This is a genomic window from Variovorax sp. AC194 (assembly GCF_979257995.1).
The window spans coordinates 4,092,757-4,119,240 of sequence record NZ_OZ409823.1 but is presented as its reverse complement, the minus strand read 5'-3'; the positions used below and the strand labels follow the sequence as shown (position 1 = coordinate 4,119,240).

Below are 26,484 nucleotides of genomic sequence, written 5' to 3'. Positions count from 1 at the left end.
CCGGAATTGCGGGGTGGGGGCGGTGGGCGGCGGCGTCGCGGCCTACCGGCTGCGCGCGGTGTCGCGCGCGAGGTTCAGGACCTGGGCGGCCGGCAGGATCAGGCTGGCCACGCGGTTCCAGGAGACCAGCGGCACGCGGTCCACGTAGACCACGTCGCGCGGCTTCAGCTCGAAGCGGTCGGCCAGCGCGAGGGCGGCCGGGTTCTTGGCGTTCATGTTGAAGATCTCGGTCGTGTCCGGCCCGCCGTCCGACCGCGACGCGTTGCGGATCACGTAGATCTGCCCCGGGTCGGACGAGAACAGGTCGGGCCCGCCCGCATCGCCCAGCGCCTCGTTCAGGCTCAGGCGCCCGTTGCGCATCAAGAGCGCGGAGGGCCGCAGGATCTCGCCCATCACGTAGACCCGGCTGTCGTCGCGTGCGCCGACATACACGATGTCGCCGTTGCGCAGCGGGATGTTGTTGGGGTCGGCGCCCAGGCGCTTGAGCTGCAGGAGGTCGATGGCCACCGAGGTGTCGCCGCGCGAGAGCACCACCTGCGAGCGGTCGCCCGCGGCGGTGATGCTGCCCGCGCGGTTCAGCGCCTCGGCCAGCGTCATCGGCACGTCGGTGAAGATCTGCAGCCCCGGCGTTCGCACCTCGCCCTCCACATAGGCGCGCTGGCTGCGGAACGACTGGATGCGCACGCTCACCTGCGGCGCCTTGATGTAGGCGCGGATGCGCTTGGCGATCAGCTCCGAGGCGCTGCTCTCGGTGAGGCCCTGCAGCTTCGTGCGGCCGATGTAGGGAAAGCTGATCTCGCCCGACGCATCGACGATGAAGCCGGGCGCGACGGTCACGCCGGTCGGGTCGCTCTGCTGGGCGATCACCGCGCCCGCGTTGGGCAGGAGCTCGGGGTGGTCGTAGACGATGATGCCCACCACGTCGCCCGGCCCGATGGTGTAGGCCGAGGCCCGCCCGAACAGCGCCTTCACCTCGGGCGCAAGACCCGTGTTGCCCGCGTTCTGCGCGCGGATCAGCTCGGGCGTGATGGTCTTGACCTTGTTGGTGCCGACGGTGCCGTCGTCGTTGCGCAGCACGCCCGGCGTGCCGAAGCCCGGCACGCAGCCGCAAAGGCCCAGCGACAGCAGCATCGCCATGGCCAGCCATCGGACGCGGCCAGCCGCGAACGAGGCGCGTGCGCCGCGGTCGGCACACCCTGTGAAGAACGGAACGCGGCCGCCCTGCGGCGTGCTCGCTGGATCGATGCGGATCATGAGGTTCTCCTTGGCTGTCGGTGGTCGGGGGTCGGTGATGGGTCGGTGGGCAGTGATCAGGGCGCGGCCCACTTGGTCGGCATGGGGCGCGGGGTGCTCGCGGCCGGGCGGCCGGCGCCGCGCCGTCCGGCACCGGTCGCGCTGCCGGCGCCGGTGCCCAGGCAGCGCTCGGCGACCCAGTCGCCCACGGCTTCGAGGAACAGCTGCTGCCCCTCTGCCGTGCAGACCGTGTGGTCCACCTCGCGCATGAATTCGTACTGCAGCGCCTCGGCGAACGGCTCGTGGCGAAAGGCGCCGAGCTGGTCGCGGTCGCGGTCGCACACGTGCAGCGAGCCCGAATAGAGAAGCTGCATGGCCACGTTGCGCTCGGCCAGCAGCGCCATGGTCCGGCCGAACCACGCGGCCGTGGCCTCGGGCGAGGTCTCCTGCGTGAAGAAGCCGGGCATCGGCTTGGCCGCTTCGCTGCGCAGCACGTGGCGCTTGAGCCAGCGCCGCGTCTTGCCCGCGAACGAGGGATGGGCGGGCGCCGCGAGCGCGCGCCGCAGCGTGCGCTCCCAGCGCGTGCGCCGCTGCGGAAAGGCGTAGCCGTCGAACAGCGAGAGCCCGACCACGCGCGCATCGGCCGCGGCGGTGGACATGGCGTGCTCCGCGCCCGAGCACATGCCCATGATCACGAACTCGCGGATGCCCAGCGTCTGTTCGAGGAGGTCCATGCCGGCCTTCAGGTCGAGCACGGCGCGCGCGGGCAGGTCGGCGGCCGTGGCCGGCGCGTCGCTGTCGCCGATGCCGCCCAGGTCCAGCCGCAGGCTCGCGACGCCGCGCGCGGCCAGCGCATGCGCCAGCTTCACGTTGATTCGGCGCGGCCCCACGCGGTGGTTGGCGCCCATGTTGAACATGAGGCAGGCGACGGCGGCGGGCGCCTGGCCGACCGGCGTGGTGATCATGCCGACCAGCGCGTCGTCCGCGCCGAAGCGCACCGGCTGCTGCGCCATGCGGGTGGCTTGCGGCATCTGGATGACCTGCGTCGCCTGCAGGCCCCGTGTCGTGTCATTCATGAAGCGCCCCTTGAAGACGGCTGAGCGCATCGGCCGGGACCATCGCGCTGTTGGGGTAGGGGTCCGCGGTCCAGTCGAGCCGGTGCTGGAAGTACGCCAGGCGCACCGGCATGTGGCGCGACTGCTGCTCGGCCGCCCACTGCGGCGTGTGCGCGTCGTCCGGCGGCACGAGCACCAGCGTGTCGTGCAGCGCGGTGAGCGGCAGCGACTCGGGCGTGAGCGCCTCCAGCTGCGCGCGCAGCGCCGGCGAGAGGGCCGTGCCCAGCGCCTCGTCGGGGAGCGCCGCGGGCTCGCGGGCCAGGTCGCGGCGCCATGCCAGGTCGGGGATGCAGAAGGTCGCGTCGATCGCGGCCACGTGCTGTTCGCGCAGGAACCGCGCATAGCGGCGGCCGTCGATCACCGGCTCCCACAGCACCAGCCGCACCGGGTCGCAGCGCCCGTTGCGGGCCGCCAGCACCGCCAGCGTGGCGCCCAGCCGCGCGCCGACCCAGACGATGCGCTTGTCCGGCGCGCGCCGGCGCAGCTCTTCGTGCGCCGCGCACAGGTCGCGCCGCCAGCCGTCGAGCTCGCCCAGGCGCTCGTCGCCGGGGGAGTCGCCGGTGCCATGCAGGTCGAAGCGCAGCGTCGGCGTGCCGGTGCGGGCGAACCGCTCGGCCAGCACCTTGAAGAAGCGGTGGGTGCGCAGGCCCTCCTGGCCGAACGGCGGGCAGACCAGCACCGCGCTGTCCTCGGCGCGGTCGTTCTCGGCCGGATGGAACAGCCCGAAGAGCTGGCGCGAGGCCGGGCCGAACATGATGGGCTGCGCCGCGGTGCGTTCCGCAGCGGTGGTGGCGAAGGCGATGGCGGTCATGGCATCAGCCCTTGCGCAGCCAGCCGCCGAACGCGCGGCCCAGCAGGCCCTCGTGCGATGCGCTCTTGACCTGGCCGAGCGGCACCTGCGCCAGCTCGCCCGGCTCGGTGTCGGCCATGCCGGCGCGCGGCGAGGGGGAGGCGGCGATCTGGCCCAGGTTCTCGAACAGGTAGCGCCGCGAGGCCACGCGCACGCCCAGCGTCCGCGCGGTCTGCTCCACCGCGCGCAGCACCATCAGCGAATCGCCGCCGAGGTCGAAGAAGTTGTCGCTCGCGCGGATCTCGTTGACGTCGATGCCCAGCACGCCGGCCCAGATCTGCGCGAGCGGGGCCTGCTCGGGCGTGAGCAGGCTTTGCACGGGGATGCGCGGGGCGGCTGCATCGGCTGCACCGGGCGCTCCGGGTGCCGCGGGTGCCCCGGGCGCGGCGGTGGCCAGCGCCTCCTTGGGCTTCTCGGGCTCGGCCGCCGCGAGCTTGCGCAGGTACGCCGCGCTCGCCGAACCTTCGTCGGTGGCCAGGTAGGCGAGCGTGGCCGCGGGGCGGTCGGCCGCGCGGTGCAGCAACTCCAGGTAGCGGTCGCGCAGCTGCGCGCCGGTCTCGCGCAGGTAGATGTCGGCGTTGTAGATCAGCGCGCCTTCCAGGCCGTGCGGCTTGTCCATCAGCCACACGCCGATGTCGTCGGTCGCGCCGCGCTGCATCAGGTGCATCTGGCGGGTCTGCAGGCTCCCCAGGGTGCGTGCGCGTTCGCGCGCATCCTGGAACGAGAACATCGACTGGTAGGGGCCGGCGCCCCGGTTCTGGCCGCCCAGGCCGCCATCGGCCACCATGCGCTCGAACGGCACCTGCTGGTAGTTCATGAGCGTGAGCAGCTCCTGCTTCACGTAGCGCATGAAGTCCGGCAGCGATTGCGCCGTGTCGATCTGCAGCGACACCGGCAGCACGTTGTTGAAGACGCCCATCACGTCCTCGGTCTCGGGCTGTTGGCGGCCGCGCACCGGGTTGGCGATGACGATCGATTCGCTGCCGATGACCTGGCTCATGGTGAGCGCGTAGAGGCCGAAGGTCAGCATGCTGAGCGTCACTTCCATGCTGCGCGCGACCTCGCGCAGCCGCGCGGTGGTCGCGAGGTCGATGTGGATCCACTGCGTGCCGCCCTGGCCGCTCTTGCCCGCGCGCCGCGGCATGTCGGTGCGGGGGGCGCGCGGCACGGGCGCGCTCTCGAAGCGGCGGCGCCAGAAGTCCAGCTGCTGGCGGAACTCGGGCTCGCGCATCCATTGCGTGAGCCACTCGGCGTAGTCGCCGTGCGTGGTGGCCAGCGGCGCGAGCGCGTGCGGGCGGCCGCGCTCGGCGGCGTCGTAGATCGCGGTGAGCTCGCGCTGGAAGAGGTCGAAGCACCAGCCGTCCCAGACGAGGTGGTGCGGCACGAACACGAAGGCGTGGTCGTCGTCGTCCACCTGGAACAGCGCCGCATGGGCCATCGGCGCGCGGTGCAGGTCGATCGGCTGGTCGGCCAGCTCCTGCATGCGCTCGGCCAGCTCGGCCTCGCGCTGGTCCGCGGGCAGGCCGCGCAGGTCGACGAGCGGCAATGAAAATTCCACATGCCGCGATATCGATTGCACGGGCTGTCCCGAGGTCGGCTCGGTGCCCACCGAGGTGCGCAGCGCGGGCTGGCGGCGGATGATTTCGGCCAGCGCCGCCTCGAAGCGCGCCACGTCGAGCGGCCCCACGAGCCGCTGCGCCGAGGGCACGTTGTAGACCGAGCGGCCCGGATGCAGCTCTTCCATGAAGCGGATGCGCTCCTGCGAAGGCGTCATGGGCGCGGCCACGCGATCGGGCCGGAACGGGAGCGCCTTCTGCATGCCGCCGCCGGCGCCCTGCAGCACCGCGATGGCCGCAGCCAGCCGCTCGGCCGTGGGCGCCTCGAACAGCGTGCGCAGCGGCAGCGTGACCTGGAATTCGCGGCTCAGGAGCGTGGCCAGCCGCGCGGCGAGCAGCGAATGGCCGCCCATCGTGAAGAAGTCGTCGTGCATGTCCAGGCCGGGCAGGCTCAGCACCTGTTCCATGGCCGCGAGCACGGTGCGCTCGGCGTCGTTGCGCGGGGCCGCGCCGCGTCGCACCTCGCCGCGCGGCATGGCCTGCGGCGCGGGCAGCGACACGCGATCGAGCTTGCCGTTGGGCAGCGTGGGCAGGCTCTTGAGCGTGACCACGTGCTGCGGCAGCATGAAGGCCGGCAGGCGCTCGCGCAGGTGCTGCATCAGCGCATCGAGCTCGAACTCAGCGCCCGGCACCAGCGCCAGGTAGGCCACCAGCCGCACGTCGCCCGGGTGGTCTTCGCGCGCCATCACCACGCTGCGCGAGACGCCGGCCACTTCGTTGCAGCGCGCCTCGATCTCGCCGGGCTCGATACGGTAGCCGCGCACCTTCACCTGGAAGTCCAGCCGCCCCAGGTGTTCGATGAGGCCGTCGTTGCGCCAGCGGCCGCGGTCGCCGGTGCGGTACACCGCGCGGTTGTGGCCCAGCACGCGCGCCGTGACGAAGCGCTCGGCCGTGAGCTCGGCCCGCTCGTGGTAGCCCAGCGTGAGGCCTTCGCCGCCGATGCAGATCTCGCCGGGCACGCCGATGGGGCAGGGCTGCATCTCGGCGTCCAGGATCCACACCTCGGTGTTGTCGATGGGCGTGCCGACGGACATGCCGCGCGCGGCGATCGTCTCGCGCTGCATGTTCCATGCGGTGGACCAGACGGTGGTCTCGGTGGGGCCGTAGACGTTCCAGATTTCGGCGGCGCGGTCCAGCAGGTCGAACGCGAGCCGGGCGCGCACGGCTTCGCCACCGATCCAGCCGCGGAAGGCCTTGGTGCCGGCCCATTGGGCGTCCAGCAGCAACTGCCACATGCCGGGCGTGGCCTGCAGCACGGTGATGTCCTCGGACTCCAGCAGCGCCCGCAGGCGGTTGCCGTCGATCGCCGTCTCGCGCTGGACCATCACCACTTCGGCGCCGGCCGCCAGCGGCAGCAGGATCTCGGCCACGTGGATGTCGAACGACAGCGTGGTCACCGCGGCGATCCGGTCGTTCGCGCCGATGCCCGGCGCCTTCTGCATCGAGGCGAGCAGGTTGGCCACCGCGCCGTGCGGCACGCGCACGCCCTTGGGCAGGCCCGTGGAGCCGGAGGTGTAGATCACGTAGGCGGCGTCGTCGGGGCCGGCGTCGCCGCTGCCCGGCGCGAGGGCCTCGGCCGGCTCCTGCAGCCAGGCGGTGTCGCGGTCGATCTCGAAGATGCGCGCGGCCGCGTCGGCATTCCAGCGGCGCGGCGCGGCGGCGATGTCCGAGGTGGTGACCAGGAGGGTGAGGCTCGCGTCCACCGCGTAGTGGTCCAGCCGCGCCTGCGGAAAGGCCGGGTCCAGCGGCACGTAGGCCGCGCCGGACTTGAGCACGGCGAGCAGCGCCACGACCATGTCCAGGCCCCGCTCCAGGCACAGGCCCACGGTTTCGCCGCTGCCGATGCCGCGTGCGCGCAGCGCATGGGCCAGGCGGTTGGAGCGCGCATCGAGCTCGGCGTAGCTGCAGGTGCGTGCGCCGTCGCGCACCGCGGGGCGCGTGGGCTGCAGCAGCGCGCGTGCCATGAAGCCGGCGTGCGCGAGCGGCAGGCCTTCCAGCGGCGTGGGCGGCGGCTGCAGCGCGGCGAGCGCGTTCGCCGCCTCGGGCGAGAGCACCTCCAGCCGGCCGATCGCATCGGCCGGGCTGCGCGCGGCCGAGCGCAGCACGCACTCGAACATGTCGAGCCAGCGCTGCACGCTTTCCTCGTCGTAGAGGTCGGTGTTGTACTGGGCCTCGATCTGCAGCCCGCCCTCGAGCGGACGCAGGTTGAGGAAGAGCTCGAAGTTCTCGCAGCGGCGCGCCACGGTGTCCTGCTCCACGTGCAGGCCCGAGAAGGTCTGCGCGCTGCCGGCCACGTCGGGGTCGACGTTGAACATCACGCTCACCAGCGGCAGGCGGCTCGCATCGCGCTGCAGTGCGAGCTTGCCCAGCAGCGCGCCGTAGGTGAGCGACTGGTGGTCGAACGCATCCAGCACGGTGGTGCTGCATTCGCCCATGAGCGCATCGAAGCGCAGCGTGGCGTGCGCCGCGATGCGCAGCGGCAGCAGGTTCACGCAGTGGCCCACGAGGCCGGGCATGTCGCGCGCCAGTTGCCCCGAGGCCGGGATGCCGACCACGATGTCGTCCTGCCCGGTGAGGCGGTGCAGCGTGGCGACGAAGCCCGCGAGCAGCCCCGCGAAAAGGCTCGCGCCGGTGCGGGCGCTCATGCCGCGCAGCGTGGTCACCAGGCGCCGGTCGAGCAGCCGCTCGGTGCGCCGCGAGGCGAAGGTGCGCACGGCGGGGCGCGGGTGGTCCGGCGGCAGGTCGAGCACCGGCAGCGTGCCGCCCGAGAAGCGTTCCAGCCAGTAGTCGATGTGGCCTTGCATGTCGGGGTGCGCGGCCTCGGCGGCTTCCTCGGTGGCGAAGGCGTCGAAGGTGGGCGCCGCCTTCAGCGGCAGGCCCTCGCCGGTCTGTTCGGCATAGAGATGGCCCAGCTGCTCGGTGACCACCGCCCACGACCAGCCGTCGCACACCACGTGGTGCGCCGACATGAGGAGCTCATGCTCCCCTTCGCCCAGGCGATAGAGCACCGCGCGAAAGAGCGGCCCGTGTTCCAGCGAGAACGGCGTGCCCACCGCCGCGTCATGTGCGTCGGCCAGCGCCAGCGCACGCGCCTCGGCATCGAGCGGCTCCAGGTCCTGCTGCACCAGCGGATCGGGCTCGGCCTGGCCGACCAGCATGCAGGTGCCGTCGGGCGAGATGGTGGCGCGCAGCGACTGGTGCCGCGCCACCAGCTGCGCCACGGCGCGCGCCATGGCCTGGCGGTCCAGCGGGCCGCGCAGGCGCAGCAGCACCGATTCGTTGTAGGCCAGCGATGCTTCCGGGCTGAGCATGGCGCCGAGCCAGACCTCGCGCTGAGATTCGGTGGTGGGAATGACGCATTCGACGAATGCGCCGACAAGAGCGCCAGAGTTGGCGGCCGAGCCCATTGCGGCCGGGGTGGGGCGAAGAACGGCGTTCATGCGGCCCGCCCGTTCGAGATCTGGATCGCATCCGCGCTGCCCGGCACATACCAGAACGGCTGGCCGTCGACGTCGCGGCCGAGCACCGAGCCTTCCTCGGCGGGCTTTCGCATGTCGAAGGCCGGCACCGCCGGCGTGCGGCGCGGCAGGAACCCCGACTCCTGCATCTCGGCCACCGATTCCTTGAACGCGCGCTGGATCGTCGCGATGTCTTCCTGGCTGTGCGCCGTCGTGAGGAAGCACGGGAAGTTGTCCAGGATGTGCACGCCGCGGCTGCGCATCATCGCGAAGAGCAGGTCCTGCAGCGGATGGTCTTCGAGCCAGTTCACGCGCCAGAGCGAGGCGAAGTGGCGAATGGCGATCGGCGCGCCCACCTCGGCGCACCAGCCGGTGAGCTCCTCGGCCATCGCGGTGGTGCTCGCGCCGAGCGCGGCCTGCAGCGCAGGGCCCGCGGCCTTCAGGTGTTCGAGCGAGGCCTTGCACGCGGCCAGCGCGAGCGGGTGCCGCACGAAGGTGCCGGCGAAGTAGGTCACGCCCACGCCGGGAATCGAATCGTCGCCGTACTGCCACGCACCGCCGTCCAGCGCGTCCATGAACGGGCGCTTGCCCGCGATCACGCCGACCGGGAAACCGCCGCCGATCACCTTGCCGTAGGTGGCCAGGTCGGCGCGCACGCCGAAGAGTTCCTGCGCGCCGCCCAACCCCGTGCGAAAGCCCGTGATGACCTCGTCGAAGATGAGGCAGGTGCCGCTTTGCGTGGTGATGTCGCGCACCGCGTGCAGGAATTCGCGCGGCTGAAAGTCGGGCCGGCGGCTCTGCACCGGCTCGACCAGCACGGCGGCCAGGTCGTCCGCGTTTTCGCGGATGAAGGCCAGCGCCTCGGGCGTGCCGTAGTCCAGCACGCGCACGTCGCCGAACATGCCGCTCATGACGCCGGGTGCCGCCGACAGGCCCTTGCCGCCCTTGCCGGCGCGCACCAGCACTTCGTCGAAGGTGCCGTGGTAGGAGCCGGTGAAGACAGCCACCGTGCTGCGGCCTGTGACGGTGCGCGCGATGCGCAGCGCCGCCATCACGGCCTCGGAGCCGGTGTTGCACAGGCCCGCGCGCTCGCAGCCCGTGAGCTCGCACAGCAGGCGCGTCACGTCGGCCGCGAGCGGATGCTGCGGGCCGATTTCGTAGCCGGCATCGAGCTGCTTTCTCACCGCCTCCTGCACGAAGTCGGGCTGCCAGCCGAAGAGGTTCAAGCCGAAGCCGTTGAGCGCATCGACGTATTCGTTGCCGTCGATGTCCCACATCTTCGAACCCTTGGAGCGCTCGATCACGATCTGGTAGGTGATCTCTTTGGTGATCGGGCGGAAGCCGTTGACCACGCGCGGGTCGGCCATGTGGGCGCGGTTGTCTTCGGTGAAGCGCTTGCTGTTCTGCGTGCGCGCCACGTAGCGGCGCACGAACGCGGCCAGCCGCGCCTTCTGCCGCGCGCTGGGTTCGGCGGTGGCCTTGGTGTGGATGCGGGCGATGGCGCCGAAGGCCTTGGCAACGTCGTAGCGCACGGGTTCGCGGGGGGCGTCGGGCGAGGCGTCCTGGGCCTGCGCTGGCTGCGCCGGTTGCACCACGACGGCGGGCATCGAGACCGTCGCCGGCACGGCCATCGCCACGGCGGCGGTCGAGCCCGACAGCAGGGCCAGCTGCTGGCGCATCAATTCCATTTGCTGCGCAATCAGCTGGTTGACGGCACCGGCCGGCAATTGGGGCAACTGGCTGGCCGCCTGCATCACCTGCACCATCGGCTGCTGCACCGTTTCCTGCACGGCCACAACCGTGGCCGCGGGCTGCGGCGCCGGCGCGACCTCGGGCGGCAGGCTCTGCTGCAGGAACGCCGTGAGCGCATCGAGGCTGCGGTAGTTCTCCATCAGCTGGCGAAAGCTCAGGTTGACCTTGAAGGTCTTCTTGATCTGCGTGGCCGCCTGGGTCAGCGTGAGCGAATCGAGCCCGAGCTCGGCGAACGCGGCGTGGCCTTCGGCCTCGGCCATGTCGATGCCCGAGATGTCCTCGAAGAGCGTTCGCAATCGCGTGCCCACCGCGGACGAGGCGGATGAAGGCGCAGGGGTCGATGAGGTGGAAGGCACTGCAGCGGTCACGGTCGGCTCCAATGAAACGGTTGGGACGGAAAGGGCGGGAAGAAGGGCGGCGGGCATCGGCGTGGCCGATGCAACGGGCGCGGTGAAAGCGGTGGAAGCGATGGGCGCGATGTCGACCCAGAGGCGCTTGCGCTCGAACGGATAGGTGGGCAGGCACACGCGCCGTGCGCCGGCCCGTGCGGCCAGGCGGGCGAGCTCGACGTCGGCGCCGCAGGTCCACAGGCGCGCAGCGGCCAGGCGCAGCGTGCGGGCCTCGTCGGCCGGCTCGCCGTGCAGCAGCGAGACGGCAGTGACGCCCGCCTTCGACGTGAGGGCCAGCGTCTTCGCACCGTGCTGGCGCACCAGCGTGGCGAGCGTGTTGCGCGGGCCGGCTTCCACGAAGACCGGGTTCGCCGCCGCGGCGGCCGCGCTTTGCAGCGCCGACGAAAAACGGACCGTGCCGCGCAGGTGCTTTGCCCAGTACGCGGGGCTCGTGGCCTCCGCGTCTTCGAGCAGCCGGCCGGTGAGCGTCGAGAAGATCGGGATCGCCGGTGCGTGCAGCGCGAACTCGGCGACGAGCGCCTCGAAGGGCGCGACCGCGCCGTCCATCATCGAAGAGTGGAAGGCATGCGAAGTCTGCAGCGCGCGGCAGGCGATGCCTTCGGCTTCGAGTGCGGCTTGCAGTTCGGCGACGGCCTCGGTGGGGCCGGCAGCCACGCAGGCGGTCGGTCCGTTCTCCGCGGCGAGCGAGACGGAGGGAGAAGACGCGAGCCGCGCGGCCAGATCGTCCGCACCGAGGCGCACCGACAGCATCGTTCCGGCAGGCATCGCTTGCATCAACGCGCCTCGCCGCGCGACGAGCCGGGCCGCGTCTTCGAGCCGCATCACGCCGGCGATCACCGCCGCGACGAATTCGCCGACGCTGTGGCCGATGAGCGCATGCGGCCGCAGGCCCAGCGACAGCAGCCGCCGCGCGAGCGCGTATTCGAGCGTGAAGAGCGCGGGCTGTGTGACGGCGGTGGGCGCGAGCGCGGCCGGGTCGTCGCTGAACATGCGCTCGCGCAGGTCGAAATCGGTGGTGCCTTCGAGCGCGCGCAGGCAATCGTCGAACGCGGCGGCGAACACCGCGTCGCTCGCATGCAGCGCGCGGCCCATGCCGGCGTACTGCGCGCCCTGGCCCGGGAACATCAGCACCGGCTGCGGGGCGCGCGCGGCGATGCTGCCGCTGGTGCGCCAGGGGGCGTCGTCCATTCGCAGTGCAGCGATGGCTTCTGTCGCGTCGGCGGCCACCACGGCGCGGCGGAAGGCGTGGGCCTTGCGGCCGACGCTGAGCGTGAAGGCGGCATCGGCCAGCGCGAGGCTGGGGTGCGCTTCCAGGTGCGCCGCGAGTTGCTGCGTGGCCACCGCGAGCGCGGCCTCCGAGCGGGCCGACAGCGGCAGCACGTGGATGCCGGCCGTGACCGGTGCTGCAACGGCGCGCGCCGGCGCTTCTTCGAGCACGACGTGCGCATTCGTGCCGCCGACGCCGAACGAGCTCACCCCCGCGCGGCGCGGCAGGTCGGCGCGCGGCCAGGGCTGCAGCTGGTTCGTCACGAAGAACGGCGTGCGCGCGAAATCGATCGACGGGTTCGGCGCGGTGAAGTGCGCGGTGGGCGGAATCTGTTCGTGGTGCAGCGACAGCGCCGCCTTGATGAGCCCCGCGGCGCCCGCGGCCGTGACCATGTGGCCCACGTTGCTCTTGAGCGAGCCGAGCGTGCAGTAGCCGCGCGCATCGGTGTGCTCGGCGTAGGCGACGGCCAGCGCCTCGACCTCGATCGGGTCGCCCATCGGCGTGGCGGTGCCGTGCGCCTCGACGTAGCCGATGCTCTGCGCGTCCACGTCGGCCGCGGCCAGCGCGGCGCGGATCACCGCGGCCTGGCCGTCCACGCTGGGCGCGGTGAAGCTGGCCTTGGCGCCGCCGTCGTTGTTGACGCACGCGCTGCGCAGCACGGCGTAGATGGTGTCGCCGTCGGCCTGGGCATCCGACAGGCGCTTGAGCAGCACCACGGCCGCGCCGTCGCTGAAGACGGTGCCTTTGGCCTCGGCATCGAAGCTGCGCGTGTGGCCGTCGGGCGAGAGCATCGAGCCCTCGTTGTAGAGGTAGCCGCTTCGGGGCGGGCAGGTGACCGAGGCGCCGCCCGCCAGCGCCATGTAGCACTGGCCCGTGCGCAGCGCGTGAAAGGCCTGCGACACCGCCACCAGCGAGGTCGAGCAGGCGGTGTTCACGCTCACGGCCGGCCCGCGCAGGTTCAGGCGGTTGGCCACGCGGGTGGTGATGTAGTCCTTTTCGTTGGCCAGCATCACCTGGAATTCGCCGACGGCTTCCACCAGATCGGGCCGCGAGGCGACGTGGCGCTGGAAGTAGGTCGCGTTGTACGTGCCCGCGTACACGCCCACGGGGCCCGGTGCTTCGTCGGGCACGTAGCCCGCGCGCTCCAGGCACTCCCAGCAGATCTCCAGGAACACGCGGTGCTGCGGGTCCATGAGCGTGGCTTCCTTCGGGCCGATGCCGAAGAAGGCGGCGTCGAAGTTCTCGATGCCTTCGATCACGCCCCGCGCCCGCACGTAGGCCGGGTCGTTGCGCAGGGCCTGGCTCACGCCAGCATCGAGCGTGGCGTCGTCGAAGAAGCTCACGGTGTCGCGGCCGGCGACCAGGTTGTCCCAGAACTGCTCGACGTCGCCCGCGCCGGGGAAGCGGCCGGCGGTGGCGATGAGGGCGATGGCTTCGGGGGCGGCGGCCGGTGCGCGGTGTGCAGGGGTGCCGCGGGCGGTGGTGAGCACGGGCTGCGCGATCGCTTCGGCCGGCTGCAATTGCGCCGCGATGGCGGCCGGCGTCGGCTGGCGGAAGAAGAGGTTGGTCGACAGCGTCGGCGCGTCATCGCGCTGCAGGTCGGCCAGCACCTGCAGCACCAGCAGCGAGTTGCCGCCCAGGTCGAAGAAGTTGTCGTTGCGCCCGGCCTTGGCGATGCAGAGGGCGCGCGCGAAGGCGTCGCACACCTGCTGCTCGAGCGCATCGCGCGGCTCTTCATAAGGCTGCGCGAGTTCGGGCCGCTCGCCCGCGGGCTCGGGCAGCGCCTTGCGGTCGAGCTTGCCGTTGGGCGTGACGGGCAACTGCGCGAGCCACACCGGCGCCGAGGGCAGCATCGCCGCGGGCAGGCGGGCCGCGAGGTGCGCGCGCAGCACGTCCCAGGGCAGCGGCTGCGAGCGCGCGACGAGGTAGGCGATGAGGCGCAAGGCGCCATCACCGGCTGGCCGCGCCACCACCGCGCACGACTGGATCGCCGGGTGCGCGAGGATCGCCGCCTCGACCTCGCCGGTCTCGATGCGGTGCCCGTGGATCTTCACCTGGCCATCGATGCGGCCGATGAATTCGACGGTGCCGTCGGGCAGCCAGCGCGCGAGGTCGCCGGTGCGGTAGAGCCGGTCGTCGGGGCCGCCGAACGGATCGGGCACGAAGCGCGCGGCGGTGAGCTCGGGCTGCCCGAGGTACCCGTGCGCGAGGCCATGTCCGCCGATGCACAGCTCGCCCACGAGGCCGCTGGGCAGCAGCGCGAGCGACGGGCTGAGCACGCGCAGCACCGTGTCCTTGATCGGCCGGCCGAGCGGCACCGAGCGCAGGCCGGGCGCGAGGCTCGCGCGCTCGATGCGGTGCGTGGCCGCGAAGGTCGTGCACTCGGTCGGGCCGTAGCCGTTGCTCAGCGCAAGGCCCGGGAGCGCATCGAGCGCGCGGCGCACATGCGCCACCGACAGCGCCTCGCCGCCCGTGAACAGGTGCGAAAGGCCCGCGAGGTGTTGCGGATCGCCGTCGATCACCGCGTTGAAGAGCGCCGCCGTGAGCCAGGCGGTGTGCACGTCGTGCCGGGCGATGGTGCGCGCGAGGCCGGCGCCGGTGGGTACCCGTTCGTCGTGCACCACGCAGCGGCCGCCGTTCAGCAGCGGCCCCCAGATCTCCAGCGTCGAGGCGTCGAAGGCGAGCGGCGCCGCATGCAGCACCGCGCGGCCGGGCGCGAGCTGGACGTAGTCCACGCCGACCACCAGCCGCAAGATCGCGCGGTGGCTGATCGCCGTACCCTTGGGTATCCCCGTCGAGCCCGACGTGTACATGAGGTACGCCACCGATTCGCCATCGATGCGCGGCGTGTTCTGAAGAGTGCGATGCGAGTCGTCTTCAGGCGCATCGAGCAGCACGGCGGTGCGGCCGGCCGGCACGAGATGGCCGAGCGCGTCGCTCGTCAGCACGTGCGTGGCGCCTGCCTGCGTGAGCATGTTCGCCACGCGCTCGGCCGGAAAGTCCGACGGCACCGGCACGTAGGCGGCGCCCGCCTTGAGGATCCCGAGCATCGCGACGATGGCGGCCATCGAGCGCTCCAGCATCAGCCCGACGTTGTCGCCGGCCTGCACGCCCAGGCGCTGCAGGCGCTGCGCGAGGCGGTCGCTGCGCTCGTCGAGCTCGCCGTAGCGCATCGCCGCGTCGCCTTCCACGATCGCCACTGCATCGGGCGCGACGGCCGCCTGACGGCTGAAGACGGCCGGCACGGTGAGCGCGCGGTCGAGCGTGGAGGGCGCCGTGTTCCAGGCGGCCAGTTGGTCGTGGCGATCGGCGGCGGGCAGGGTGCGGATGTCGCCGAGCGGCGCATCGGGGCGCGCCAGCAGGTCGGCGGCGGTGTCGGCGATGGCGGCGAGCAGGCGGTCGGCCGTTGGCGCGTCCATCAGGCCCGGGGCGATTTCCAGGTGCAGGCAGGCCGGGTGGCCAGAGGGGGCATCGAACCGAAGGCGCAGCGGAGCGTCGGAAGGCTCGGCGGTCGTGCGGCGGTCGCGGTCGATCTGCGCCAGCCATGCACTCGCCGTGGCCGACGGCAGCGGCTGGCCCAGCCAGCGCACCTGCAGCAACTGCCAGGCGCCGGCGAACAGCGTGTCCGGCAGATGGCCGGTGGTACCCAGGGCGGCCAGCGAGCGCTGCGCGAGGTCCGCGTCGAGCGCCAGGGTGGCCGTGAACCGCCCGCCGCCCGCTTCCAGCGAGGGCTGCGCCACGAACAGGTCGTTGAGCGAAGGCCCGGAAGCGGCGGGCGTTTGCGCCAGCGGAACAGTCTGAGTTTCCATTTAATTACCAAGCTGAATTGCAATGGATAATTCCTGAATTAAGATTGACCTAACAATCGGAATTCAAGTCGGGATCGGCTTGTGGCGATCCTAGGAGCTTGGTGAACTGTCCGTGTGGGTGTTTCAGGGGTCTGTTACATCGAGATATACTTATTTCTGGATTCAACTACCCTATTTATGGTGTTTGGGGTACCCAATTCATGATTTTGAATAATTTGCCGTTCGGTTGACTGCCGAATTTACGGATCGGACGGTGGAATCCCGTTTCAATAACGGCCCGGCCGCCCCGTGCAGGGGGCTGTTGGAGGCATTCCGGGAGGCATGGGCCATGGGCCCGCGGCAAGCGCCGCTCCGTCTTGACACTTGTCAAGTTTGGCAATCTTGTAAACATGAAGAATCGAATTGAAAGCGTTTCCTGTTTGATTTCCGCTTTTAAGCGGTTAAAAAATCAAATTGCAGAAGAGTTGGCCGAAAACCCTATTAAAAAATACTCCAGGGAGTTCGATGATTCAACGAAAGGCTGAATATGCTCGACGACATCCTGTTACCCGGCGTTGTTCTGAATTATTCCGACGGTTATTGGCGATCGAACATGGAGGGAAATTCCGACGGAAGATCGGCCAATGCCTTCTATTTCGGAAATAAGGAATGGGCGGGCGAATACTTCGCCTTCTGCCATCGCGATGCGCATTTCCGCAATAGATGGCTCGCCGCCGGCGGCGATTGGACGGACAAGGTCGTCGTCGATCTGGGCTGCGGCCCCGGCAATGTGTTTGCCACGGTGGGCGGAAAGCCCCGGCTGCTGGTGGGCGTGGACGTGGCGGGCGGTTCGCTGGAGATGGCGGCCGGAATCGGCTACACGGCCGTGCTGGCCGATGCGGCGAACACGCCATTCCGTTCGCAGATTGCCGATATCGTCGTCATCAATGCTTCACTGCACCATTGCGACGATATGCAAGCGGTGTTGCGTGAAGGTGCGCGGCTGGTTAAGCCAAATGGTTTGCTTATCACCGATCACGATCCGCAATTGACCGCTTGGGACTACAAAGGCGTGGCCCGGTTGCTCTGGAATGCGCGGCTGGGTATTTACCGATTGATCCGGCATGGATTTCACAAAACCGGCAACCAGCAGTCGTGGGGCCTGAAGACCGAAATCCACCACCGGCCCGGCGACGGGGTCACCCGGGAATTTTTCACCTCGACGCTGGAGCCGCTGGGTTTCGAGGTCGCGGTGCACCCGCACAACCACCAGGTCGGCGCCGCGGCGCTGCGCGGCGACGTGGGCCCGGCGCAATGGAAGTACCGCATCGGGAACCTGCTCTCGGGCCGCGACCCGGCGGCGCCTGCGAGCGCGCTGTCGCTCATGTGCATCGCGCGGCGCAGCCGGCAAGGGGCCGGCGCGGCGGCCTGAACGGCCCCGCGCCGAGGGCGGCGTCGGCCGAATGGCCATGCGGCGACCGAAAAAACGGGCGCGAATGGCTTTCGATCGTTATATTCCCAAACCTCTTGAAACAACGTCAAATGCTGTGAATCCGGCGCTTTAGGTCTTGCGTACTACATCGCAACTGGGGCGCGATGGGCACGCGTTGCGCTGTCTCGGGTGAACAAACCGCCGCCAATGGCAGGGTTCAGGCGCCGCCCTGCGGCGCCAGGGCAAAGGGGAGTCACGATTGGGCCATGCACTGATTGTTGAAGACGACGAGGAATCGGCGCGAATGATCGCCGCGCTGGTCGTGCGCGAGGGGCACACGGCCGCGTGCGCCCATTCGATCGGCGCGGCCCGCCGCCTCATCGCGACGCGGCGGCCCGACCTGCTGCTGCTGGACCTGCACCTGCGCGATGGCAGCGGCTTCGACCTGCTGGCCGACCTGGACACCCTGGGCGACACGGTGCTGGTGCTCATGAGCGCCCAGGCGGTCCCCGAAACCTCCACCGGCCCGCCGGGCCTGCAGGCCACCGACTACCTGCCCAAGCCGATCAACCCGCAGCACCTGAAGAAGTTGCTGTCGCGCCTGGTCGAGCCCTCGCAGCTGCGCCTGGAACTCGATGAAGTGCAGGAGCGCTGGCGCGAAACCGGCCGCTTCGGCCACCTCATCGGCCGCTCGCCGCCGATGCAGCGCGTGTACCGCCAGATGTCCAGGGTGGCCGATACAGCGGTCAGCGTGTTCGTGCATGGCGAGAGCGGCACCGGCAAGGAGCTGGTGGCGCGCGGGGTGCACGACCTGAGCGGCCGGCGCGACCAGCCCTTTCTGGCAGTGAATTGCGCGGCGCTTTCGCCGCACCTCATCGAGAGCGAGATCTTCGGCCACGAGCGCGGCAGCTTCTCGGGCGCGGAGCACCAGCACCGCGGCTTCTTCGAGCGGGCGCACGGGGGCACGCTGTTCCTGGACGAAGTGACGGAGATGCCGCTGGAGCTGCAGGCCAAATTGCTGCGCGTGCTGGAGAGCGGCATCTTCATGCGCGTCGGCTCGGTCCAGCTGCAGCAGACCGATGTGCGCATCATCGCGGCCACCAACCGCGATGCCGCCGAGGCGGTGACCAGCGGCAAGCTGCGCGAAGACCTGCTGTACCGCCTGCACGTCTTTCCGATCGGGCTGCCGCCGCTGCGCGAGCGCGGCGACGACATCCAGCTGATCGCGCGCAGCTTCCTGCAGGACCTGCATCACGCGGACGGCGGCGCGGAGCGCTTCACCCCCACGGCGCTGTCCCGGCTGTCGGCCTACCACTGGCCGGGCAACGTGCGCGAGCTGCGCAACATCGTGCAGCGCACCTGGGTCATGGCCACGGGGCCGGAGGTGGGCGAAGAGTGGCTGCCGCCGCCGACGGTTGCCGCTGCGCCCGCCGCGGCGGCCCGCGCACTGCCGCGGCGCGACGTGCCGACCGCGCGCGCGACGATGGCGGGCTTCGACGACACCGTGCCGGGCGCGCTGGAGCCGGGCGGCAACGAACTGATGGTGGAAGTCGGCACGCAGCTGGCCGACGTGGAGCGGCGCGTGATCCTCGCCACCTACGAGAGCTGCGGCCGCAACAAGGAGCGCACGGCCGCGGTGCTGGGCATCAGCATGAAGACGCTCTACAACCGCCTGAAGGAGTACCGCCTGTGAAGTACCGGGAGCCGCCGGCCGCGCGCTGAAGCAGGGCGAGAATCGGCGCGAGAGAGAGGACCGCGCACATGACAGACGATTCCAGGCATCCCGACGCGGCGCAGGCATCGCCTTCGCCTTCCGCGCCCTCCGCGCCTTCCACGCCTTCCACAACCTCCACGGGCGCGCGCCTCCGCCGCTTCCGGGTCGACGTCGGCACCATCATCTGCGCGGTCGCGCTGCTGCAGTCGCTGCTGCTGGTGGCCTTCGGCTACTGGGGCGCGGAGCAGCTGGTGTCGCGGGTCGGCGAGTCGGCGCACAAGGTCAACCACGACCGCGTCGAGGACAACGTGCTGGCCTTCCTCGCCAAGACCGAGGCACTGGTGCGCGCCGTCGCCCACACGCCCAGCCTGCATCCGGCCGGCGAAGACGGCGAACAGACCGCCGAGCTGCTCTGGGCCGCGCTGGCGCAGACACCCGAGCTCGACAGCATCGGCGTGGCCAGCGACGACGGCCACGTGCTGATGGCGATGCGCTATCCCGAGCCGGTGGTGCGCCAGGTGCTGCGCGATGCGGACTTCAGCACCGAGACCTGGGAATACAAGCAGCTGCCCGACGCAGATGGAGACGACGACCCGCGCCAGCGCTACGCCACGAACCGCATCGAGGCCTTTCGCAGCGACGACGACCCGGTGCACGACGAATGGTTCGTCGAAGCGCAGAAAGCGCAGCACCCGGTCTGGACCGCGCCCTTCGTGCTCGGCTCGGCCAAGGAGCTGGGCATCGGCCATGCGCGGCCCAGCCGGCGGCGCGACGACGAAGGCGCGGTGCGCACGCTGGTGGTGGCGGGCGGCGTGTCGCTCGGGCACCTGTCGAACCTGGTGCGCGTGTTCGGCGGCACGGGCCACGGCCACAGCGCGTTGTTGAGCGCGGACCATCACGTGATCGCCCGAAGCGACCAGCCCCACGTCGTGCGCGCGCTGGAAAACCCAGAGGGCGGCGTGCTCGGCGCGGTGCACGCGCACATGCTGGCCAACGGCAGCCATGGCTGGACCGACGACATGGCCTTCAGCCTCGTGCACGACGGCGAGCGCTACAAGGTGCAGACCTCGCACATCCCCTCGACCGGCTGGCGGCTCGTGAGCTGGGAGCCCGAGGACGCGCTGCTCGGCGGCCTGCACCGCAACGTGCTGTGGTCGCTGCTGCTGACGCTGGCGTTCCTGGCGCTGGCGCTCTTCATTTCGCTGCGCCTTTCCAAGCTCGTCACGGCGCCGATCGAGAAGCTCTCGCGCACCGCGCGGCGCGTCGGGCGGCTGGAGCTGGACAACCTGCCGCGCGAATCGAGCCGGGTGTTCGAGATCGAGAACCTGAGCCAGGCGCTGGACGACTCGGCGCGCAGCCTCCAGGCCTTTCGCAAGTTCGTGCCGGTGGACGTGATCAAGCAGCTCGTCGCGCAAGGCCATGCGCTCGCGCCCAACGGCTCGCCGCGCCGCGTGACCGCGATGTTCACCGACGTGGAGGGCTTCACCAGCATCTCGGAATCGATGGACGCCGACCTGCTCATGCGCCAGCTGACCGCGTACTTCAACCTCGCCACGCGCGTGTTCGCGCGGCATGGCGGCGTGGTCGACAAGTTCATGGGCGACGGGATCATGGTGCTCTGGGGCGCGCCGGCGGACCTGCCGGATGCGGAGCATCAGGCCTGCGTGGCCTCGCTCGAACTGCACGACGAGATGCAGGCGCTCAACCGCAAGTGGCGGGAAGAGGGGCTGCAGGAGTTCCGCACGCGCATCGGGATTCACACGGGCGTCGTGATCGCGGGGGTGCTCGGCTCGAGCGACCGGCTGTCTTACACGGCGCTGGGCGACGTGATCAACGTGGCGAGCCGCATCGAGAGCACGAACAAGCAGCTGGGCACGCGCACCCTGATCTCGGAGGCCACGTTCGAAGGGCTGGGCGGGCGGCTGGCCACGCGGCGCATCGAGGAACTGGTGGAGCTGCGCGGGCGGCAGACGCGCATGGTGTTGTACGAGCTGCTGGACCCGGCGATGTCCGTCAAGCGCCCTTGACCCTGCGCGCGAACGCCTCCAGCCCGTCGATGGTGATCTGGACGTGCCGCTCGAAGCTGCTGTCCAGCGGCACGGTGGTGCCGTTGTCCCAGCGCACGATGAAGGCCTTGTTGGCGAGCAGCGGCAGGTTGCGCGCGAGCACCGGGTGGTCGAGCGGGCGAATGGTGTGCACGCGCTCGCGCAGCTCCTCGGCCCAGGCCTGGGTGTTGTCGGCGGGCAGGGGCGAGAACTCCATCGTGAGAAAGCCCAGCATCGCCGCGATCACGCAGTTGTAGGCCTCCAGCAGCGGCTGCCCCTCGAAGCCGGCCTCGGCCAGCGCGGCGAGCACGCCTTCGACGAGTTCGGTCGGCAGGCTGCCGTTCGACACCAGCTGCGCGCCCAGCAACTGCGCCACGTTCGGGTGGCTGCGCACGGCAGAGCGGCAGCGGTGGAAGAGCTCGGTGATCCATGCCTGCCATGCGAGCGTGCCCGCCGGCGGCGTGACCTGCGCCATGACGGCGGCGGCCACCTCGGCCAGCAGCGCTTCGCGCGTGCTCACGTGCCAATGCACCGTGGCCGGGTAGACGCCCAGCTGCGAGGCAATCTCGCGCATGCTGAACGCGCCCAGGCCGAATTCGTCGATGTGCGCGAGGGCGGCCTCGGCGATGAGGCGCTTGGAGAGCGCGCCGCCGCCGGCGGGGCGGCCGGCGGTTTTCGGCTTGGGTTCGGGCTCGGGCTTCTTCTTCATGGATTCAGCATTGTGCGGCGGGCGAATTGATTGTATAAATATTATTAATTGAGCACTGATCAATTAATCGCGGCCAAGCCCGCCATTTCCCAAGGACCGTTCCATGACCGACGCCATCGACCAAGCCCTCGCCGGGGCGCATCAACGCTTCACCGAGGGCAACCCCGAGAGCAGCCGCCTCTTCGACGCGCAGACGCGCTACATGCCCGGCGCCAACACACGCTCTGTGCTGTTCTACGCGCCGTTCCCGCTCACCATCGCCAAGGGCGAGGGGGCCGCGCTCTGGGATGCCGACGGGCACCGCTATGCCGACTTCATCGCCGAGTACACGGCCGGCGTCTACGGCCACTCGGCGCCCGAGATCCGCGAGGCGGTCATCGCGGCGATGGCGGACGGCATCAACCTCACGGGCCACAACCTGCTCGAAGGGCGGCTGGCAAAGACCATCTGCGAGCGCTTTCCGCAGATCGAGCAACTGCGCTTCACCAACTCGGGCACCGAGGCGAACCTGATGGCGCTCACGGCCGCGCTGCACTTCACGGGGCGGCGAAAGATCGTGGTGTTCTCGGGCGGCTATCACGGCGGCGTGCTCGGCTTCGGCGACAAGCCTTCGCCGACGACCGTGCCCTTCGATTTCCTCGTGCTGCCCTACAACGACGCGCAGCGCGCGAGTGAGGAGATCGCGAAGCACGGACCGCAGATCGCGGCGATCCTGGTCGAGCCGATGCAGGGGGCGAGCGGATGCATTCCGGGGCGCCTCGATTTCCTACAGGCGCTGCGCGATGGCGCCACAGAGGCCGGCGCGCTGCTGGTCTTCGACGAGGTGATGACCTCGCGCCTCGCGCCGCACGGCCTCGCGAACCAGTTGGGCATCCGGGCGGACCTCACGACGCTGGGCAAGTACATCGGCGGCGGCATGTCGTTCGGCGCCTTCGGCGGGCGCGCGGACGTGATGGCGCAGTTCGATCCGCGCACCGGCGCGCTCGCGCATTCGGGCACCTTCAACAACAACGTGATGACGATGGCGGCCGGGTATGCGGGGCTCACGAAGCTCTTCACGCCCGAGGCGGCCGGCACGCTGGCCGAGCGCGGCGAGGCGATGCGGGCGCGGCTCGATGCGCTGTGCGCGAAAGAGGGCGTGGCGATGCAGTTCACAGGCGTGGGCTCGCTGATGAATGCGCATTTCCTCGAGGGTGAGGTGCGGCGCGTGGACGATCTGGCGTCGGTCGACGGGCGCCTGCGCCAGCTGCTGTTCTTCCACCTGCTCAGCCGAGGGATCTACACCTCGCCGCGCGGCTTCGTGGTGCTCTCGCTGCCGGTGTCCGATGCGGACATCGACGGCTACGTCGCCGCCATCGGCAGCTTCATCGGCGAGTACCGGGCGCTGTTGTCTAGCGCGAAGTAGCCACGCCCAGCAGCTCGTGCAGCCGGGTGCTGGTGGTCGTGTACTGCAGCGGCACGGCCTTGCCCGGGAACACGATGGCGGTGGCGCCCCAGGCGGCCAGCGTGGCTTCGTGGAAGCCGCAGACGATGAGCTTCTTCTTGCCCGGGTAGGTGTTGATGTCGCCGACCGCGAACACGCCGCGCTCGCGCGTTTCGTATTTCTCGGTGTCGACGGGCACCTGCTTGCGCTCGAGCTCCAGGCCCCAGTCGGCGATGGGGCCGAGGCGCGGCGAGATGCCCAGGCATGCGATCAGCGCATCGAGCGGCAGGTCGACGGCCGTCGCGTCGGGCGTGGTGATCTGCAGCTGCTTGCCGTCGAACCCGGTCGGCTGTCCGACCTTGAAGGCCAGCTTGCCGGCGGCCACGAGGGCACGCATCGCGGCGATGTTCGCCTCGTCGGCCTGGAAGCCGTCGCGGCGATGGACCAGCGTGACCTGCCTGGCGATGGCCGTAAGGGCTATGGCGGTTGCTAGCGCGATGTCGTCGCCGCCATTCACCACCACCGTCTGTCCCGCGAAGCGGTCCAGCGATTCGGGGTGATAGAAAAGCGAAGTGCCCTCGAACTGCGCGATGCCCTCGAGCGTGATGCGCTTGGGCACGAAGGCGCCGACGCCGGCTGCGATGAACACCGTCTTCGCGAGGAACGCCTTGCCGGCCGAGGTCGTCAGCAGAAGGCGCTCATCGGCTTGACGGGCCAGCGTGGCGACCTGCTCGCCGAAATGAAACTGCGGCTTGAACGGCGCCACCTGCGCGAGCAGCGACTGCGCAAGCTCGCGCCCGCTGGTCACCGGCGTGCCGGGAATGTCGTAGATCGGCTTGTCGCCATAGAGCGCCACGCACTGGCCGCCCGCGGCGGGCAGTGCATCGACGATGTGGCAGGAGATTTCAAGCAGGCCCAGCTGGAAGGCCTGGAACAGCCCGACAGGGCCCGCACCGACGATCAGCGCGTCGGTTTCGATGGGGGCAGGCAGCGCGCTCAGCGCACCAGCTCCCCGACCTTGTCCGCCTTGTCTTTCCAGTCGTCAGCGTCGGGGAGAGCGGGCTTGCGCTTGGTGATGCTCTTCCAGCCGTCGGCCACGGCCAGCTCGGCGTTGATCTTGATGAAGGCGATCTGGTTGGCCGGAAGGTCTTCCTCGGCGTAGATCGCGTTGACCGGGCATTCGGGGATGCAGACCGCGCAGTCGATGCATTCGTCCGGGTCGATCACCAGCATGTTGGGACCTTCGCGGAAGCAGTCGACGGGGCAAACGTCCACGCAGTCGGTGTATTTGCAACGGATGCAGGCTTCGGAAACGACGTGGGTCATTTGTCTTTTAAACGTCAGTTTGATCGGGGAAAACCCCAGATTTTAGGCCTTTGCGGCGGCGGGCTGCACGAGAACGGCAGCAGCGGTCTTGTGGGAGGCCGTATCGACCAGCACGAGCGAGCCCAGGGCGCGCGATTGCGTGAAGGGCAGCACGGCCAGCGGCTGCTGCAGCGCGAGCACCACATCGCCGATCGAATTGGCTTCCAGTTGCGTCGCGGGCTCCGATTCGAGCGTGGTGATGTTCACCCGATCCACGATGCGCGCGACCTTCGCCTTGACCCAGCGATGGCCCTGCAGCGCCCAGTACACGCGGCCCGCGACCAGCGGCTCGTCGTCCAGCCAGGCCACGGTGGCGGTGATCTCGCGCACCGGCTCGAAGGCGCCGGGCGCCAGCAGCCAGTCGCCGCGCGACACGTCGACCTCGCGGTCCAGCACGATGCCGGCGCTGTGGCCCGCATGCACCGACTTCGGCTGGCGCGTGTGGCTCAGAACCTGCGCGACGGTGGCGGTCTGGTTGCTCGGGAGCACCGTCACGCGCTGGCCGGGCTCCACATGGCCCGAGGCGACGCGGCCCCAGAACACGCGGCGGCCCTGCGAGGTGTCGGCCGAGGCCGAGAACTTCTCGACCCACTGCACCGGGAAGGCGAAGGGCACGGCCTCGTCCTGCACGGTGACCGGCAGGTCTTCGAGCAGCGCGAGCAGGCTCGGGCCTTCGTAGCCCACCCAGTCGGCATGGCGCGTGGCCACGTTCCAGCCCTTGAGCGCGGAGATCGGCACGATGCCCGCGACCTGCACGCCGGCCGCTTCGGCAAAGGCGTTCAGCGCCGTCGAGATGCGCTCGAACGCGAGGCCCGCGTCGTCGATGGCATCGAGCTTGTTGACCGCGAACACGATCGACTGCACGCGCAGCAGGTGGCACAGGAGCGTGTGGCGGCGCGTCTGCGGCAGCAGCTCGCGCTTGACCACGGTGCCGTCTTCCACTTCGGCGGCCCAGGCCAGCTTGGTCGCATCGACCAGCACCACGGCGGCATCGGCGGCCGAGGCGGCGGTGACCATGTTGCGGGTGTACTGCTCATGGCCCGGCGCGTCGCCGATGATGAACTTGCGCTTTGCGGTCGAGAAGTAGCGGTAGGCCACGTCGATCGTAATGCCCTGTTCGCGCTCGGCCGAGAGGCCGTCGGTGAGCAAGGCGAGGTCAGTTTCGCCGCCGCGCTGCACGCCGGCCAGCTGGTCCTGCAGCACGGTCTTGCTGTCCACCAGCAGGCGACCGATCAACGTGCTCTTGCCGTCGTCCACCGAGCCGCAGGTGATGAAGCGCAGGGCGGTGCCGGTGTCGCCGTGCACGGCGAGTTCGTGGGGGGTGGCTGTCGTCGTCGCGCTCATCAGAAGTAACCGTCTTTCTTTCGTTTTTCCATCGAGGCTTCGGAGGTCATGTCGTCCATCCGCGTCGCCCCGCGTTCGCTCACGTCGACCGTGAGCGTTTCGAGCACCACGTCGCCCGCATCGGCCGCGAGGCTCTCGACCGGGCAGGTCGTCGTGATGTCGCCCACGGTGCGAAAGCGCACGTCGCGCACCTGCACTGTTTCGCCGTCGCGCGGCGGGGTGAGTTCGGTCACCGGCACCAGGAGGCCCCGGCGCTCGACCACTTCGCGCTTGTGCGTGTAGTAGATGGACGGCAGGCCGACGTGTTCGCGCTCGATGTACTGCCACACGTCCAGCTCGGTCCAGTTCGAGATCGGGAACACGCGGAAGTGCTCGCCGGGCGCGAGACGCGTGTTGAACAGCGTCCACAGCTCGGGGCGCTGGTCCTTGGGCTGCCATTGGCCGAAGCTGTCGCGGTGCGAAAAGATGCGCTCCTTGGCGCGCGCCTTTTCTTCGTCGCGGCGGGCGCCGCCGATGAGCGCGTCGAAGCGGAATTCTTCAATGGCTTCGAGCAGCGTCACCGACTGGTGCGCGTTGCGCGATTCGCCCGGGTGCGCGAGGCGCACGGTGCCACGCTTCATCGAGTCTTCCACGCTGCGCACGATGAGTTCGGCGCCCAGTTCCTTGGCGCGCTGGTCGCGGTAGGCCGTCACTTCGGGGAAGTTGTGGCCCGTGTCGATCATCAGCAGCGGGTAGGGAATGCGGCCCGCGCCGAAGGCCTTCTCCGCGCACTTCAGGAGCACCAGCGAGTCCTTGCCGCCCGAGAACAGCAGGGTGGGGCGCTCGAAGGCGGCCGCCACTTCACGCAGGATGAAGATGGTTTCTTCCTCCAGCGCATCGAGGTGCGTGTTGGACAGATGGGGCAGATGCGCCGGCGACAGCAGCAGTTCGGTTTCGGTTCGGGCGTTCATCGGGTGAGGGCTG

General features: G+C 70.1%; 14 protein-coding genes. 4 read left to right on the top strand and 10 right to left on the bottom strand.

Annotation, left to right across the window (positions count from 1 at the left end; genetic code table 11):
- Window positions 1–42: 42 nt before the first annotated feature.
- From ACZYRS_RS19590 to ACZYRS_RS19570, 5 genes are read right to left on the bottom strand one after another with little or no spacing between them, the layout of a single operon-like run.
- On the bottom strand, window positions 43–1,254 hold the full coding sequence (locus ACZYRS_RS19590) for a polysaccharide biosynthesis/export family protein (protein WP_463420581.1): 1,212 nt from the start codon (window positions 1,252–1,254) through the stop codon (window positions 43–45).
- A gap of 56 nt (window positions 1,255–1,310) precedes the next feature.
- Window positions 1,311–2,309 carry an alpha/beta fold hydrolase gene (locus ACZYRS_RS19585; RefSeq protein WP_463420580.1) on the bottom strand — a complete coding sequence of 333 codons (999 nt, stop codon included), beginning with the start codon at window positions 2,307–2,309 and terminating at the stop codon, window positions 1,311–1,313.
- Window positions 2,302–3,159, bottom strand: a complete 858-nt coding sequence (locus tag ACZYRS_RS19580; RefSeq protein ID WP_463420579.1) for a serine aminopeptidase domain-containing protein — start codon at window positions 3,157–3,159, stop codon at window positions 2,302–2,304. Before ACZYRS_RS19580 ends, ACZYRS_RS19585 begins: the two co-directional genes overlap by 8 nt.
- A gap of 4 nt (window positions 3,160–3,163) precedes the next feature.
- A complete protein-coding gene (locus tag ACZYRS_RS19575; protein ID WP_463420578.1) occupies window positions 3,164–8,254 on the bottom strand; it encodes an amino acid adenylation domain-containing protein in 5,091 nt (1,696 codons plus the stop codon).
- The gene (locus tag ACZYRS_RS19570; protein ID WP_463420577.1) at window positions 8,251–15,510 is read right to left on the bottom strand and encodes an amino acid adenylation domain-containing protein; all 7,260 of its coding nucleotides are present in this window, start codon (window positions 15,508–15,510) and stop codon (window positions 8,251–8,253) included. Before ACZYRS_RS19570 ends, ACZYRS_RS19575 begins: the two co-directional genes overlap by 4 nt.
- A gap of 526 nt (window positions 15,511–16,036) precedes the next feature.
- Here ACZYRS_RS19570 and ACZYRS_RS19565 point away from each other — a divergent pair.
- From ACZYRS_RS19565 to ACZYRS_RS19555, 3 genes are all read left to right on the top strand, one after another.
- Window positions 16,037–16,921 (top strand): class I SAM-dependent methyltransferase, encoded by an 885-nt coding sequence (locus ACZYRS_RS19565; RefSeq protein WP_463420576.1) that lies wholly within the window; start codon window positions 16,037–16,039, stop codon window positions 16,919–16,921.
- Window positions 16,922–17,180: 259 nt separating this feature from the next.
- A complete protein-coding gene (locus tag ACZYRS_RS19560; RefSeq protein WP_463420575.1) occupies window positions 17,181–18,614 on the top strand; it encodes a sigma-54-dependent transcriptional regulator in 1,434 nt (477 codons plus the stop codon).
- 68 nt (window positions 18,615–18,682) lie between these two features.
- Entirely contained in the window at window positions 18,683–20,662 is a 1,980-nt protein-coding gene (locus ACZYRS_RS19555) for an adenylate/guanylate cyclase domain-containing protein (protein ID WP_463420574.1), read from the top strand.
- On the opposite strand, the gene ACZYRS_RS19550 is transcribed toward ACZYRS_RS19555, so the two are convergent.
- On the bottom strand, window positions 20,649–21,389 hold the full coding sequence (locus ACZYRS_RS19550) for a TetR/AcrR family transcriptional regulator C-terminal domain-containing protein (protein WP_463420573.1): 741 nt from the start codon (window positions 21,387–21,389) through the stop codon (window positions 20,649–20,651). The two genes, ACZYRS_RS19555 and ACZYRS_RS19550, sit on opposite strands and share 14 nt — an antisense overlap.
- A 103-nt stretch (window positions 21,390–21,492) precedes the next feature.
- Between ACZYRS_RS19550 and ACZYRS_RS19545 the strand changes: the two genes are divergently transcribed.
- Entirely contained in the window at window positions 21,493–22,794 is a 1,302-nt protein-coding gene (locus ACZYRS_RS19545) for an aspartate aminotransferase family protein (RefSeq protein WP_463420572.1), read from the top strand.
- On the opposite strand, the gene ACZYRS_RS19540 is transcribed toward ACZYRS_RS19545, so the two are convergent.
- Genes ACZYRS_RS19540 through cysD form a run of 4 tightly spaced genes read right to left on the bottom strand, consistent with a single transcriptional unit; the run spans window position 22,781 to window position 26,471 of the window.
- The gene (locus ACZYRS_RS19540) at window positions 22,781–23,851 is read right to left on the bottom strand and encodes an NAD(P)/FAD-dependent oxidoreductase (protein WP_463422513.1); all 1,071 of its coding nucleotides are present in this window, start codon (window positions 23,849–23,851) and stop codon (window positions 22,781–22,783) included. The genes ACZYRS_RS19545 and ACZYRS_RS19540 overlap by 14 nt on opposite strands.
- Entirely contained in the window at window positions 23,809–24,138 is a 330-nt protein-coding gene (fdxA, locus tag ACZYRS_RS19535) for a ferredoxin FdxA (protein ID WP_463420571.1), read from the bottom strand. The genes ACZYRS_RS19540 and fdxA overlap by 43 nt, the downstream gene beginning before the upstream one ends.
- Window positions 24,139–24,180: 42 nt before the next feature.
- Window positions 24,181–25,521 (bottom strand): sulfate adenylyltransferase subunit 1, encoded by a 1,341-nt coding sequence (locus ACZYRS_RS19530; RefSeq protein WP_463420570.1) that lies wholly within the window; start codon window positions 25,519–25,521, stop codon window positions 24,181–24,183.
- Window positions 25,521–26,471 carry a sulfate adenylyltransferase subunit CysD gene (gene cysD, locus ACZYRS_RS19525; RefSeq protein WP_463420569.1) on the bottom strand — a complete coding sequence of 317 codons (951 nt, stop codon included), beginning with the start codon at window positions 26,469–26,471 and terminating at the stop codon, window positions 25,521–25,523. Before cysD ends, ACZYRS_RS19530 begins: the two co-directional genes overlap by 1 nt.
- Between the last annotated feature and the right edge of the window lie 13 nt (window positions 26,472–26,484).

Excerpts from the sequence above, each read along its gene's own strand:
- ACZYRS_RS19590 (WP_463420581.1), bottom strand. The coding sequence starts at position 1,254 with ATGATCCGCATCGATCCAGCGAGCACGCCGCAGGGCGGCCGCGTTCCG.
- ACZYRS_RS19585 (WP_463420580.1), bottom strand. The coding sequence starts at position 2,309 with ATGAATGACACGACACGGGGCCTGCAGGCGACGCAGGTCATCCAGATG.
- ACZYRS_RS19580 (WP_463420579.1), bottom strand. The coding sequence starts at position 3,159 with ATGACCGCCATCGCCTTCGCCACCACCGCTGCGGAACGCACCGCGGCG.
- ACZYRS_RS19575 (WP_463420578.1), bottom strand. The coding sequence starts at position 8,254 with ATGAACGCCGTTCTTCGCCCCACCCCGGCCGCAATGGGCTCGGCCGCC.
- ACZYRS_RS19570 (WP_463420577.1), bottom strand. The coding sequence starts at position 15,510 with ATGGAAACTCAGACTGTTCCGCTGGCGCAAACGCCCGCCGCTTCCGGG.
- ACZYRS_RS19565 (WP_463420576.1), top strand. The coding sequence starts at position 16,037 with ATGCTCGACGACATCCTGTTACCCGGCGTTGTTCTGAATTATTCCGAC.
- ACZYRS_RS19555 (WP_463420574.1), top strand. The coding sequence starts at position 18,683 with ATGACAGACGATTCCAGGCATCCCGACGCGGCGCAGGCATCGCCTTCG.
- ACZYRS_RS19550 (WP_463420573.1), bottom strand. The coding sequence starts at position 21,389 with ATGAAGAAGAAGCCCGAGCCCGAACCCAAGCCGAAAACCGCCGGCCGC.
- ACZYRS_RS19545 (WP_463420572.1), top strand. The coding sequence starts at position 21,493 with ATGACCGACGCCATCGACCAAGCCCTCGCCGGGGCGCATCAACGCTTC.
- fdxA (WP_463420571.1), bottom strand. The coding sequence starts at position 24,138 with ATGACCCACGTCGTTTCCGAAGCCTGCATCCGTTGCAAATACACCGAC.
- ACZYRS_RS19530 (WP_463420570.1), bottom strand. The coding sequence starts at position 25,521 with ATGAGCGCGACGACGACAGCCACCCCCCACGAACTCGCCGTGCACGGC.
- cysD (WP_463420569.1), bottom strand. The coding sequence starts at position 26,471 with ATGAACGCCCGAACCGAAACCGAACTGCTGCTGTCGCCGGCGCATCTG.